Here is an 11,986-nt window from a genome sequence, read left to right as displayed (position 1 = left end):
GAGCGGGATAGGCTGCGAGCCGACCGTGACGATTGTCTTGCTGCGAGAGAACACTACGCTGGCCGTATGGGGGAAGCCCTGGCAGAGGTCGAGGGGCTGCGGAAGGACAAGGCTCTCCTCGACCGGCTGGACGAACAGATGGTGGACACGATCTACATGGATGACGGCTGGATCATCGACATTGCCGGCCGTATCGGGCTGCGCGAAGGCATCGACGCCGCCCTGGCTGCGAAGGAGGCGTGAATGGACGGACAGCGCATATCAATTCGGCAAATCCCTAGTTATCCATGCGTTTGCAAAGTGAAAGCGTTCTGCGTGTACCGGGACGAGTGGGGCTCTTGCGATGAGCCTAGGATCAACAAGGGCAACAGCGATGCCGCGTGCCACAAGCTCAACAATAAAGACCTGCTTGAGCGCCTGATGGACTGACCCGAAGTCAGGTAATCACCCCACCTAACCCCCACACCATTACAGCCTGCCGGCGAGAGTCGGTGGGTGAGGAGAACTGTTGCCATGGCCGCAGCCGATTATTACCTGTGCGACAAGTGCGGAGGGAAGTGTTTCTACGACGCCAACCTCAACTACGAATACCCGGACAAGGACGGCAACGGCCCATGGGGCATCCCAATAAAGGATGAGCTGGTTAAAGGGGCCGGCTACAAGCTCGACTACCTAGGCGACATGGCCGCGCTTTGCCGGGAGTGCGCCGATACGCACGAAGTCATCGTTCAGCCAAAGCAACCAGCCGCCTAGCCCCGATATGCGGGAGGAGATAGAGATGAACGACAAGACCGATGCCGAGTTCGAGGCGTGGTGGATCAAGCAGCCATTCTGCGCGCTGTTCGAGGACGTGAAGGACCAGATGCGGAATGTGTGGCGGGCGCGGGGCGAGCAGATGGTTATTCAGCTGCCTGACCCTTCAACGATCCGCGATATCGCGTATTACCGCGCAGACGTGCAAGACGCCATCGAAGCGGCCGGCGCGAAGTGGAAGGAGTGAGTTATGAGCACACACAAGAAACCGGAGCCAATCGAAGGCCTGCCAGTGGACAAGGTGTACGAAAGGAAGCTGGCCGAACTGATCGGAACGACTCAGAAGGCGCTGGAGAGGAAGCGTCAGCGCGGCGTGTTGCCGCCTGGCGTATGGGAGAAGATTGACGGCTGCATCATGTACAGCCTGGAGAGGTACAACGAATGGGCAGAAAGTCAGTGGGGCTCCCCCAGGGCGTCGAGATCGCCGGCAGCTCCGTCCGCATCCGCTTCACATGGAAGAAAGAGCGCCGCTGCGAAACGCTCCCCTATCCTCAGACGCCCAAGGGATTTGCAGCAGCAGCAGGTTTACGAGCTCAGGTAACGCAGCTGATCAAGCTCGGTATGCTCACGGACGACAAGTATGCCGAGCTCTTCCCCTCCTCCCGCTACACCCTGGCACGCATCACTCCGACCTTCGGCCACTTCGCTCAGATATGGCTGGATAGCCGGCAGATCGTATTTAACACGCGCCGCAACTACCTGCGAGTCCTCAACAAATACTGGATGCCGCACTGGGCAACAACGCGCCTGGACGAGATCCTGCCCGTTGACGTGCGCGTGCTGATGACGCGGATCGAATGGAACTCGGCGACCGATCGCAACGCCGCGGTACAGGCTGCGAAGGCAATCTTCGAGGCGGCGACCAAGGATGGCGTGATAACTGAGAACCCGATGCGCTCTGTCGAGAAGGCCCGTGAGGCCGAACGCGATATCGACCCATTCACACCGGCAGAGCGTGACGCGATCCTGGCCGACCTGTACGCACATCAGACCGGAGCTCGTCTGACCTATGCGTCATTCTTCAAGCTGGCGTTCTATACGGGCCTGCGGACAGGTGAGCAGCTTTCCCTGCGCTGGTCTGATGTAGACCTGTCGGCGCGAACCATCCGCATTCGCGCCACCCTGGAAAAAGGCAAGGTCCGAGAGAACACTAAGACCAAGCGCATTCGCAAGGTACTGCTAGTCGATCAAGCCATTGAGGCGCTGAACGAAATGCGGGAGCTGACCAAGGACAATGAGTTTGTCTTCGCCCCCACCAGTGGCGGCAAAGGGCATATCACCAACGTGGTCAGCACGGCTTATCACCTGAAGCAATCAATGAAGCGGCTGGGCATTCGTCCGCGGCGGCAGTACGATACGCGACACACCTACGCGACGGTCTGCCTGTCTGCCGGCATCGCCCCGGCCTTCATCGCGCAGCAGCTTGGCAACAGCATCGAAACGCTGCTGAAGCACTACGCCAAGTGGATCTCTTCGAGCGCTGATTGGGCTGAGCTGGACAAGCTGAAAAACAGCTAAACGGTACGAAATTGGTACAGAAGCGAAGCGGCAAACAAGCAAAGCCACGGCGCACTAGGCGCACAGCCTTTTGTTTGAACTTCGCGGTATAGTAAAAATACCGAACTCACCAGTCTAGTATTAAAAACGCCCATGACCGAAAGCTCACCCGTACCGTCTGGCCCAGGCCGTCCGAAGGACCCCGCCAAGCGCGAAGCGATCCTGGCGGCTGCCCAAACTCTGTTCCTCGGCAATGGCTATGAAGGCAGCAGCATGGACGCCATCGCCGCCGAAGCCGGCGTATCGAAGCTCACGCTGTACAGTCATTTCAAAGACAAGGAGGCGCTGTTCGGCGCTGCGGTAAAGGCAACCTGCGAGACGCGCCTGCCGCGCCGGCTGTTCGTGCTGGAGGATGGCCGTGAGTTCCGTTCGGTCCTGCTGGATATTGCCCAGGCTTTTCACGAGCTGGTCATCAGCCCCGAATCCATCGGCCTGCACCGACTGATGGTGGCAATGGCGGCCCAGAACCCGACGCTGTCGCGGATGTTCTTCGATGCAGGCCCACAGAAGCTGTTGCTCGATCTGGAGCAGCTGCTCGACCAGGCGCACCGGTGCCAGTTGCTGGATGTGCCCGAGCCGATGCGCGCCGCGGAACATTTCTGTTCGTTGATTAAAGGCGCCGCTCATTTTCGTCTGCTGATCGGCTATGCCGAGCGACCGGACGCCGAAGATGGGAAGCGGCATGTCGAGGATTGCGTCGCCCTGTTCATGCGCGCCTATGCCGGCGAGACCGACACGGTCGATCGAACGGGCAGCTAAGGGATCGCACAGCGGCAATCAACCCGAATCACCAAAAGCCGGCCGCATCGTGCGGCCGGCATCCTCAAGTCAGTCGTGGCTCAACGCACCGATGCGGTGGATCGACAGGTCGGCACCGTTGAATTCTTCTTCCTGGCTCAGACGAATGCCAACAGTGGACCTGAGCACGCCGTAGACCAGGAAGCCGCCCACGAGCGCAACCAGCACACCCAAGCCCGTGCCTATCACTTGACTGATAAGGCTGATGCCGCCAAGTCCCCCAAGGGCATACTGACCAAATATCCCGCAAGCCAGCCCGCCCCAAACGCCGCAGAGGCCATGCAATGGCCAGACGCCGAGCACATCGTCGATCCTCCATTTGGCCTGGGCCGCGGTGAATGCCCAGACGAACAAGGCACCCGCTACCACGCCCGTCGCCAGTGCACCGATGGGATGCATCAGGTCTGAGCCTGCGCAGACCGCTACCAACCCAGCCAACGGCCCGTTGTGCAGAAAGCCTGGGTCGTTGCGGCCAACCGCCCATGCGGCCGCCGTTCCGCCAACCATGGCCATCAGCGAGTTGATCGCCACCAGCCCGCTGACGCCCTCAAGCGTCTGAGCACTCATCACGTTGAAACCGAACCAGCCGACGATGAGGATCCATGACCCCAGTGCCAGGAACGGTATGTTCGACGGGGCGAAGGCCACCAGACGGCCATCGCGGTATCGACCGTTGCGTCGACCGAGCAGAATCACCGCGCCGAAAGCGAGCCAACCGCCCATACCGTGCACCACTACCGAGCCGGCGAAATCATGGAACGGGGCACCAAACTGCGCTTCCAGCCAGGCCTGAACGCCGAAATTGCCGTTCCACATGATGCCTTCGAAGAACGGGTAGACGAACGCCACGATCAGCAAGGTAGCGCACAGTTGCGGCCCGAATTTGGCGCGCTCAGCAATGCCGCCGGAAATGATCGCAGGTATCGCTGCAGCAAACGTCAGCAAGAAGAAGAACTTGACCAGTGAATAGCCGTTTTCGGCAATAAGCTGATCCGCTGGCTGCAGAAAGGTCGCACCATATGCGACCCAATAGCCGATAAAGAAATACGCCAATGTCGAGACGGCAAAGTCGGCGATGATTTTTGACAGGGCATTGACCTGGTTTTTCAGGCGTACGGTCCCGACCTCGAGAAAGGCAAAACCGGCATGCATCGCCAGGACCATCACAGCGCCCATCAGGATGAACAGGGTATTGGCACCGTGAATCAGGACTTCTACCGCACTGCTTGGGTTATCCATCTACTACGTCCTATGGAAAGCGCACCAAAACAGCAATCCACACCAATCAAGCGCACCAACTTGCGTCACGATTGGTTGAAGGCTTGCCATCAACTGTTGCGGCGGACTTTCGAGATTGACGTCTCTCGAAAACCGAAGCGTTATTTTTCAGACACTTACGGTTAATCCCGCCTGATTTCGCAGTCGATCGTGCGCCATTACGGGGCTACGCTCGATCCGCACGCACCAGGCAAATGCAAGCGCTATACCAACGAAACGGCGGCGCGAGCAATTTTGGCGCACGCGAGGTGAGCTACAGGCGAAGCGGACGATGATGCCTGCCAGAACAGCAGGCATAGACGGACGTTATAAAGCGGAGAGCGTGCGGTATTCGTCCTGTGCCAGCTGGTCGGTCATTCCGCTGACAAAGTCCTGCAACATCCGGCAGCGGTAGTAGAACTCCCACAATGGCCGCTCTTCACTGCCTTCAGGGTGCGCTTTCAGCGACTCGTGGTAGGCCTTGATCAGTTGGCTGGGCAGTCGGCGGGCAAGCATCTGCAAGTGCGGCTCGCTGCGACAACGGCCTTCCGTCAATGCCTGGAAGGTCTCCGGTGCGACAGCCAGCAGTGGCGAATAGGCGTCGAGCAGCCCTTGCAGAATCCGGTAGCCCTGCAGTTGCAAGGTTTCGACTTCTCGGTGACAGAACACCCGATCCATCGCGACATCCTTGAAGGTCTGCACGATGGCATTGGCAAGACTTGCGTCCTCCAACAGTGCACGATCGAGCGTGCCGTCGTAAACCGCCTCGATATGCTCGATGAACTGCTGGGCGGCGTGCTGCACCAACGGGTGGACCAGATTCACACGCAGCCAGATGAAAAATTCGCCCACCTTGTTGATCGGTTCCTTTGCAGCACGCGCTTGGGCGTACTCGACCATGCTGCGAAAACTGCGGCCGGTGTTCGCGACCGGCTCGTCGGGCGAGCCATGTTCGGTGAATTTGGCGATTAGCAGCAGTGATAGCTGTTCGATGGTGAAGATGCCCTTCTCCACCGAGTCTTCAATATCTGCCAGGCAATAGGCGATGTCATCGGCTGCCTCCATGATGTACGCAACTGGGTGCCGCGTGCCTGGCTGCAACCCCAGCGCAGCCTGCAAATCCGCGACGAAAGGTTCCTCTGACAGGTAAAAGCCTGGCTTCTTCAGCAGATAGGCACCAGGTGTCCCCTTGGCCGGCTTAGGCGCGTAAGCGGCTCGCACGTATTTGAGCAGGCCCGCCGTCTGTGTGTAAGTCAGATTGAGCCGCAGCAGGCTCACCACCAGCCGGATCGCTTGTGCATTGCCTTCGAACTGTTCGAGATCGATCAGCATGCGGCTGCGCAATCCGTTGTTGCCCTGCTCGTCCGGCACCGCCGCGTCGAACAGTTTTTCCAGGTGCCGCTTAAACCACTCGCCAATGGCGAACTCGCCAAAGTGCCCGAACGGTGGATTGCCGATGTCGTGCATCAGACACGTCATTTCCACCAGGCTTTCCAATGCGCCTTCCAGCCCATCCAGGCCGTAATGCGCTGCTCGCTCATTAAGCTGCTTGTACAAGGTGCGCACGATGAAACGGCCCGTCTGCTGGACCTCAAGGGAATGCGTCAAACGACTGCGCACCGCCGCATTGCGCTCCAGCGGAAAGACTTGAGTCTTCTGCTGCAGCCGGCGCACCGCTGCGGAGTTGATGATACGGCCGCGATCGCTTTCGAACTGATCAATGATCAGTGACAGCTCACCCTCTGAGGCTTTGAGACCCGATTCGACGCGTCCATAAGGTCGCTGGCGGGAAATCTTGTCCTTGAAGTTGATGGACCGCGGCATGATTCGAACTCGATTGACGACAGAACCGCGAGCCTAGCGCGGCTCGGAGGCTTTACCAAGCAATCGGGCGACAACGGGGCTCGTCGTTTAGAATCGCCCGCTCAGCTAAAGGAGCAGACATGAGCCGGTCGGAGTTTCATCAGCAACATGCCGAGCGGGCAACAGCCGAAGCGCGACGGCTATTGGAGCACCGAGAGATAGTGGGTCCGCGCTGGCTGGCCTGGGTCGCCACCGAGCTGTATCAGTTGAAGCCGCCAGAGTTTGCCGCCATGGTGCGCCGAGAGCTGGCCCGACTCAACGAAGCTTGAAAAGCCCTTGCCCTTGTTCATCCAATCAGAGCACCGTCATGCAATGGCCGGTTGAAGGCCCCTTCCTACGCGACCTACTGCTGCGGCTGCCGGGCACCGAGAAGCTTTCGGGCATAGACAAGCAACGCGCCACGAATGACGTCTGGCTCGATCTCAACGGGCTGCAAGGTGACCGTGTCGCCGATCACCGTTTCCATGGCGGGCCGGATCGCAGCCTTTGCCATTACCCGGCCGATCACTACCGGCATTGGTGCAAGCTTTACCCCCACTTGCAAGCGATCGGCCCAGCCGCGTTTGGCGAGAATCTTTCAACGTTGGGCCTGGATGAACGCCAGGTCTGCATCGGGGACCGCTTTCGCTGGGGTGACGCCCTGATCGAAGTCAGTCAGCCCCGCTCGCCTTGCAGCAACCTGGACCGACGACATGACGCCCGAGGCCTAGCCCGGCAACTGGCCAAAAGCGGCAGAACCGGATGGCTCTACCGAACCCTGGAAGCCGGCGCTGTTCGCCCTGGAGCTGATCTGCATTTGATCGACAGGCCGAGCCCGACCGCCAGCGTCTTGCGCGTCTGGCGCGGATTCATGAATGAGGACATCAGCGATACCGAACTCGCCTGGCTGGCCGGTCTGTCGCCGCTTGCAAGCGAATACCGCACGCGCTTTCGTCAACGCCTGGACAGTCGACGCAGGCAACAGGATCAGGGTGCGTTGTTCTGATGACGGCAAGCGGCGTCGTGCCGCTGTTCAGACGCAACGCTGACCGCGACAATGCCTTCCATCGAGCGACCGCAAAAGTAAGGTCGCCAAGCACATCAAACGCCTGCCCTGCGTGTAAACCACCCGAATCGATACCGAGGTTTACATGAGCATCACTTCCGCCGACATCTGCCAGGCCGCCGACTGCCTGCAAGGTTTTGTGGGTTTCAACGGCAAAAGCGGCAAGCACATCGTCCGGTTCAGCGAAGACTCGTTCGGCATGGATGTCGCCGATACCAGCATCACACCGGCGAGCGAATTCGTCTGGCAGACCGTCGACAACGAGTTGATGATCCTCAAGCGCGAGCTGATCCAGTTGCTGCTGGACCAGAACATCAATGATCGGTTGGCTGTCACAGAGCCGTTACTGGCGTATATGCGCAGGCGGGATCTGCCCGAGATCCAGGCGCAACGTGTCAGGCAATGATGCACAGCCACTAACGAGCGAAAACGGAGTCAAGTCATCAGACAACCGCCTCAAGTATTGGCAGATCGGGCCGATGTCATTGTACGACCCATCGTCATCGGCACTGCCAGCCTGAGGAACAACAATGAAAAATCTCAAAGTCAGCTACAAGCTGGCGCTGGGCTTCGCTGCGGTATTGCTGCTCACCATCTGCGTTGCCGCTATCGGCGTGCTCAGCATGGACGCCCTGATTTCACGAAGCGATAAAGCGCAAACCGCTGAAAACCTGCTCAACGAGGCCAATCAGATCCGCTATGCGCAGGTGCGCTTCGAAGAGCGTGGCGACCAGAAGTACGTCGCTCAGGTCACCGACTCGGTGGCTAAAATCGCTCAGCTTGTAGAGCAGAAAAAGGCCAGCTTTTCGGAGCCGCAGGACCGCGAGTATCTGCAAGCCATCGTCAACCAGGCTCGGGACTACCAGGCAGCATTTGAGAACCTCGTCGCGCTGCATGCACTGAAAAAGCAGACGCGTGCCAACTGGGTCGATGCTGGCAACACCACCGACAAGCTGATTGCCAATCTGGAACAACGCTGGAACGGCGTCCAGGGGAACCCGGTCCTGCACCCGACCAGTGATATCGCCAACATTGCCCTGATGACCACCGAGCTTTCCAAGCAGAACCGCCTGCTGCGCTTCACCGTGCGCGGTTATCTGATGGAAGAATCCGAAGCCGCCCTACAGACCTTGAGCCAGCAATTCGAGGCGTTAAACGCGGCCATTTCACCGCTGGAAGAAGAGCTGATCGGCCCTCAAGCCGAAAGCCTGAAAACGCTCAAGGCCAGCGCTACCGAGTACGTCGATCTGGTGAAGAAGCTGCCGCCCATCGTAGCCAGCCAACAACAGGCGCGTCAGGACATGGAGGCCATTTTTGCCAAGCTCTACGACCAGGCCCGCAGCATCATCTCCAGCCAGACGGAGAAAAGCGCCAATGATGCCCAGACGAAGAAGATTCAGGTCATCGGCATCACCTTGGCGGCGGTTGTCCTGGGCGTCCTGATCGGCTGGCTGATCGTCCGTCAGATTACGCAGCCACTCAACCAGGCAGTGCAGATCGCCGAGCGCATCGGCGCTGGCGACATGACCGGTCAGGCTCCGGAGCCGCGCCATGACGAGTTCGGCCAATTGCTTCAGGCACTGAGCAAAACGCGCGGTAACCTGCAAACGCTGATCGGGCATATCGGCGGCATCACCACGCAGCTGGCCACTGCCTCGGAGGAATTATCTGCGGTGACCGAGCAGACCAGTGCTGGCGTCAGCAGCCAGCGCCAGGAAACCGATCAGGTCGCCACGGCCATGCATGAGATGACCGCGACGGTGCAAGAGGTCGCGCGCAATGCCGAAGAAGCGTCGAGCGCAGCCCAACGCGCCGATCAACAGGCCGCCAAAGGCAATACCGTGGTCCAGCGCGCCCTGTCGCAGATCGATCGGCTCTCCAGCGAAGTCACGCTTTCGGCTGAGGCCATGACCCAGCTAAACCAGGAAACTGACGGCATCAGCACCGTGCTTACCGTGATCAACGGCATCGCCGAACAGACCAACCTGCTTGCACTGAACGCCGCCATCGAGGCTGCCCGGGCGGGTGAAGCCGGTCGCGGTTTCGCAGTGGTTGCCGATGAGGTACGGGGACTTGCCCAACGCACGCAGCAATCCACGGCGCAGATCGAAGCCCTGATCGCCAACCTACAGAAAGGCGCCCGCACGGCATCCGGAATGATGGACAGCAGCAGCACCCTGGCTCGCGATACCGTCACCCTCGCTCGAGAAGTGGGCACGGAGCTGCAAGCCATTACCGAAACTGTCTCGGTCATCCAGGCGATGAACCAGCAGATCGCCACCGCCGCCGAACAGCAGAGTTCGGTGGCCGAAGAAATCAATCGCAGCGTGCTCAGCGTGCGCGACGTCGCCGACCAATCCGCCGAAGCGGCTCGGGAGACGGCCACCTCTACCGCCCGCCTCGCCCAGCTGGGCGGTGAGCTGCAGACGCTGATCGGCCGGTTCAAGATCTGATTTTTCGCTCACAAGGGTTTGGTTAGCCACGCCGCTAGATGTCGCTATCCATTCCTGCATGGCAGGCGTAGGCTCTGCCAGACTAATTCAATCTTCACGCTCACGCCGAGGTGCACTGGCCACAGAGCAGACCCACGCACGGATGCATCACTAAGCCACCCATCAGCGAGGCGACATCATGAGCAAAGGTATGGATACAAAGAAGAATGCGAAAAAGAAACCCCTCAAGACTGCGCAGGAAAAGCGCGCGGCCAAACGGGATAAAGCCAGCGGACCCGCACCTTTGTTGGGCAGTCACGCCGCTCGCTAGATCACAACGCTGGTAGAGCGCCCCGCCCGGACACCGTCGCGGGGCGCTTTGCTGTCAAGCCGCTGGACTGCCGAAAGCCGTGCGCAGTCGGCCAACCACCCATCCCCCGCCTACGTTGATCACCAGACCCAGCATGACCAGCAGCGCGCCAACCGCTTGGAGCAGGCCCAGGTGCTCGTCCAGCAGTACCGCGGCAGAGGTCAGCCCAACGACGGGTACGAGCAGCGAGAACGGCGCAACGGTATTGGCCGGATAGCGCGACAACAGACGACTCCAGAGCCCGTAGCCAAGAATGGTCGCGCCGAACGCTAAGTAGATCAGCACCAGCGCTGAATCCATCCCGAAACCACGCAATGCACCCCCGATCGCTTCCGGCCCCTCCAGCACCCACGACAGCGCGAAGAACGGAATCGGTGGAATTAGGCTGCCCCACACTACCAGCCCGACCAGATTCACCTTGCCCACCTTGCGGGTAACGATATTGCCCAGTGCCCACATGGATGCCGCGCAGATGGTCAGCAGGAAGCCTGCCAGCGTCATGCTGCGGTCGCCTTGCATGCCGATCAGCAGCAAACCGCCAGCGGCAATCATCAGCCCGACCAGATTGCTTGCACGGAGCCGTTCGCCAAGAAATAGCACGGCGAAGAACAGCGTGAAGAACGCCTGCGACTGCAGCACCAACGAGGCCAGGCCAGCGGGCATGCCGACCTTCATCGCGGAGAAGAGAAAGGCGAACTGACCGAGCGAGATGGTCCCGCCATAAGCCAACAACCAGCGCAGCGGCATCTGTGGCCGCTTGATAAACAACACCGCCGGAAATGCCGCGAGCAGAAAGCGCAGCGACCCCAACAGCATCGGCGGGATGTCATCCAGGCCGACCTTGATCACGACGAAATTCATACCCCAGACGACAATCACAACCAGGGCCAGCATCAGGTCCTTCGGTGCCATGGCACAGTTCCCCAGACAAAAACGCATTAAAGCTGCCTGCAGCGACCCGGTACTCATACAGCAGGGAGGCATTTGGGCGTTACAGTCGACAGGCTTACCCGCCATACGTCCTGCCGCGGCGCTCGAGTTACGCACAGCCCGTGCCTGCTGCCGCAGCAACGGCTAGAATCGCGGTCAGTCGATCTTCAACAACCTCAGCCATCACGAGAGCATTCATGGGCGCACAGTGGAAAGCGAAACATAAGGAAGCGGCAGCCAACGCCAAAGGTCGTACCTTCGGCAAACTGTCGAAAGAAATCATGATCGCGGCGCGCAGCGGCGCCGACCCGGACATGAATCCTCGCTTACGCCTGGTGGTGGAGCAGGCCAAGAAGGCCTCGATGCCCCGCGAGACCCTCGAGCGCGCCATCAAGAAAGGTGCAGGGCTGCTAGGTGAGAGCGTCAACTACGAGCGCACCACCTATGAAGGCTTCGCGCCGCATCAGGTTCCGGTGATCGTCGAGTGCCTGACCGACAACGTCAACCGCACCGTGGCAGAGATCCGAGTGCTGTTTCGCAAGGGCCAGCTCGGCGCCTCCGGCTCGGTCGCCTGGGACTTCGATCACTGCGGCATGATCGAAGCCGCGCCGGCGACTGCCGATGCCGATCCCGAACTGGCCGCCATCGAAGCCGGCGCGCAGGATTTCGAAGCTGCTGAGGATGGTGCCACGCTGTTCATCAGCGACGCCACGGACATGGACGTGGTCTGCCGCGCCCTGCCGGAGCAAGGCTTCACCGTACAGTCGGCACAGCTCGGCTACCGCCCGAAGAATCCCGTGACGACGCTGTCCGAAGCCGAGCTTGAGGAAGTCGAAGCCTTCCTCAGCGCCATCGACGCCCATGACGATGTGCAAAATGTCTACGTCGGCCTGGCCGGCTAACGCATATCAACCGTTGAGC

At 59.9% G+C, this 11,986-nt stretch carries 13 protein-coding genes and 1 pseudogene; 11 read left to right on the top strand and 3 right to left on the bottom strand.

Translation table 11 applies throughout. From position 1 onward, the window contains the following. Positions 1–66 precede the first annotated feature (66 nt). The 5 genes from ACQKEK_RS02280 to ACQKEK_RS02260 all read left to right on the top strand — a co-directional run bounded on the left by ACQKEK_RS02280 (position 67) and on the right by ACQKEK_RS02260 (position 3,129). Positions 67–243 (top strand): hypothetical protein, encoded by a 177-nt coding sequence (locus ACQKEK_RS02280; RefSeq protein ID WP_392853334.1) that lies wholly within the window; start codon positions 67–69, stop codon positions 241–243. A gap of 270 nt (positions 244–513) precedes the next feature. Then, positions 514–753, top strand: coding sequence for a hypothetical protein (locus tag ACQKEK_RS02275; protein WP_392853335.1), 240 nt, complete (start codon positions 514–516; stop codon positions 751–753). 25 nt (positions 754–778) lie between these two features. Continuing rightward, the gene (locus tag ACQKEK_RS02270; protein ID WP_392853336.1) at positions 779–1,000 is read left to right on the top strand and encodes a hypothetical protein; all 222 of its coding nucleotides are present in this window, start codon (positions 779–781) and stop codon (positions 998–1,000) included. A gap of 194 nt (positions 1,001–1,194) precedes the next feature. Continuing rightward, a complete protein-coding gene (locus ACQKEK_RS02265) occupies positions 1,195–2,331 on the top strand; it encodes a tyrosine-type recombinase/integrase (RefSeq protein WP_392853337.1) in 1,137 nt (378 codons plus the stop codon). Between the two features lie 132 nt (positions 2,332–2,463). Then, positions 2,464–3,129: a TetR/AcrR family transcriptional regulator gene (locus tag ACQKEK_RS02260; protein WP_499140932.1), complete on the top strand. Its 666-nt coding sequence runs from the start codon at positions 2,464–2,466 to the stop codon at positions 3,127–3,129. Between the two features lie 69 nt (positions 3,130–3,198). On the opposite strand, the gene ACQKEK_RS02255 is transcribed toward ACQKEK_RS02260, so the two are convergent. Further along, on the bottom strand, positions 3,199–4,407 hold the full coding sequence (locus ACQKEK_RS02255; protein ID WP_499140931.1) for an ammonium transporter: 1,209 nt from the start codon (positions 4,405–4,407) through the stop codon (positions 3,199–3,201). 345 nt (positions 4,408–4,752) lie between these two features. Continuing rightward, entirely contained in the window at positions 4,753–6,249 is a 1,497-nt protein-coding gene (gene dgt, locus ACQKEK_RS02250) for a dGTPase (protein ID WP_499140930.1), read from the bottom strand. Positions 6,250–6,368: 119 nt separating this feature from the next. Here dgt and ACQKEK_RS02245 point away from each other — a divergent pair, with 119 nt between their 5' ends. From ACQKEK_RS02245 to ACQKEK_RS02225, 5 genes and pseudogenes are all read left to right on the top strand, one after another. Then, the gene (locus ACQKEK_RS02245) at positions 6,369–6,557 is read left to right on the top strand and encodes a hypothetical protein (protein WP_128119446.1); all 189 of its coding nucleotides are present in this window, start codon (positions 6,369–6,371) and stop codon (positions 6,555–6,557) included. A gap of 38 nt (positions 6,558–6,595) precedes the next feature. Further along, positions 6,596–7,273 (top strand): MOSC domain-containing protein, encoded by a 678-nt coding sequence (locus tag ACQKEK_RS02240; RefSeq protein ID WP_499140929.1) that lies wholly within the window; start codon positions 6,596–6,598, stop codon positions 7,271–7,273. 145 nt (positions 7,274–7,418) lie between these two features. Continuing rightward, on the top strand, positions 7,419–7,739 hold the full coding sequence (locus ACQKEK_RS02235; RefSeq protein ID WP_128119448.1) for a DUF2025 family protein: 321 nt from the start codon (positions 7,419–7,421) through the stop codon (positions 7,737–7,739). A 124-nt stretch (positions 7,740–7,863) separates the two neighbouring features. Next, positions 7,864–8,928: pseudogene (locus tag ACQKEK_RS02230) on the top strand (methyl-accepting chemotaxis protein); the annotation flags it as partial. 144 nt (positions 8,929–9,072) lie between these two features. Next, the gene (locus ACQKEK_RS02225) at positions 9,073–9,786 is read left to right on the top strand and encodes a methyl-accepting chemotaxis protein (RefSeq protein WP_486052051.1); all 714 of its coding nucleotides are present in this window, start codon (positions 9,073–9,075) and stop codon (positions 9,784–9,786) included. 364 nt (positions 9,787–10,150) lie between these two features. On the opposite strand, the gene ACQKEK_RS02220 is transcribed toward ACQKEK_RS02225, so the two are convergent. Continuing rightward, positions 10,151–11,047 (bottom strand): EamA family transporter, encoded by an 897-nt coding sequence (locus tag ACQKEK_RS02220; RefSeq protein WP_127838775.1) that lies wholly within the window; start codon positions 11,045–11,047, stop codon positions 10,151–10,153. 215 nt (positions 11,048–11,262) lie between these two features. Between ACQKEK_RS02220 and ACQKEK_RS02215 the strand changes: the two genes are divergently transcribed. Continuing rightward, positions 11,263–11,967 (top strand): YebC/PmpR family DNA-binding transcriptional regulator, encoded by a 705-nt coding sequence (locus ACQKEK_RS02215; RefSeq protein ID WP_127838774.1) that lies wholly within the window; start codon positions 11,263–11,265, stop codon positions 11,965–11,967. The last annotated feature ends 19 nt before the right edge of the window (positions 11,968–11,986 follow it).

This window comes from Pseudomonas sp. NPDC077408 (assembly GCF_050269105.1).
Taxonomy (GTDB): Bacteria; Pseudomonadota; Gammaproteobacteria; order Pseudomonadales; family Pseudomonadaceae; genus Stutzerimonas.
This window is presented reverse-complemented; position numbering and strand designations above follow the sequence as displayed.

What these genes read in the sequence shown, in the direction of transcription:
- ACQKEK_RS02280 (WP_392853334.1), top strand. Translation starts at nt 67, where the DNA reads ATGGGGGAAGCCCTGGCAGAGGTCGAGGGGCTGCGGAAGGACAAGGCT.
- ACQKEK_RS02275 (WP_392853335.1), top strand. Translation starts at nt 514, where the DNA reads ATGGCCGCAGCCGATTATTACCTGTGCGACAAGTGCGGAGGGAAGTGT.
- ACQKEK_RS02270 (WP_392853336.1), top strand. Translation starts at nt 779, where the DNA reads ATGAACGACAAGACCGATGCCGAGTTCGAGGCGTGGTGGATCAAGCAG.
- ACQKEK_RS02265 (WP_392853337.1), top strand. Translation starts at nt 1,195, where the DNA reads ATGGGCAGAAAGTCAGTGGGGCTCCCCCAGGGCGTCGAGATCGCCGGC.
- ACQKEK_RS02260 (WP_499140932.1), top strand. Translation starts at nt 2,464, where the DNA reads ATGACCGAAAGCTCACCCGTACCGTCTGGCCCAGGCCGTCCGAAGGAC.
- ACQKEK_RS02255 (WP_499140931.1), bottom strand. Translation starts at nt 4,407, where the DNA reads ATGGATAACCCAAGCAGTGCGGTAGAAGTCCTGATTCACGGTGCCAAT.
- dgt (WP_499140930.1), bottom strand. Translation starts at nt 6,249, where the DNA reads ATGCCGCGGTCCATCAACTTCAAGGACAAGATTTCCCGCCAGCGACCT.
- ACQKEK_RS02245 (WP_128119446.1), top strand. Translation starts at nt 6,369, where the DNA reads ATGAGCCGGTCGGAGTTTCATCAGCAACATGCCGAGCGGGCAACAGCC.
- ACQKEK_RS02240 (WP_499140929.1), top strand. Translation starts at nt 6,596, where the DNA reads ATGCAATGGCCGGTTGAAGGCCCCTTCCTACGCGACCTACTGCTGCGG.
- ACQKEK_RS02235 (WP_128119448.1), top strand. Translation starts at nt 7,419, where the DNA reads ATGAGCATCACTTCCGCCGACATCTGCCAGGCCGCCGACTGCCTGCAA.
- ACQKEK_RS02225 (WP_486052051.1), top strand. Translation starts at nt 9,073, where the DNA reads ATGCATGAGATGACCGCGACGGTGCAAGAGGTCGCGCGCAATGCCGAA.
- ACQKEK_RS02220 (WP_127838775.1), bottom strand. Translation starts at nt 11,047, where the DNA reads ATGGCACCGAAGGACCTGATGCTGGCCCTGGTTGTGATTGTCGTCTGG.
- ACQKEK_RS02215 (WP_127838774.1), top strand. Translation starts at nt 11,263, where the DNA reads ATGGGCGCACAGTGGAAAGCGAAACATAAGGAAGCGGCAGCCAACGCC.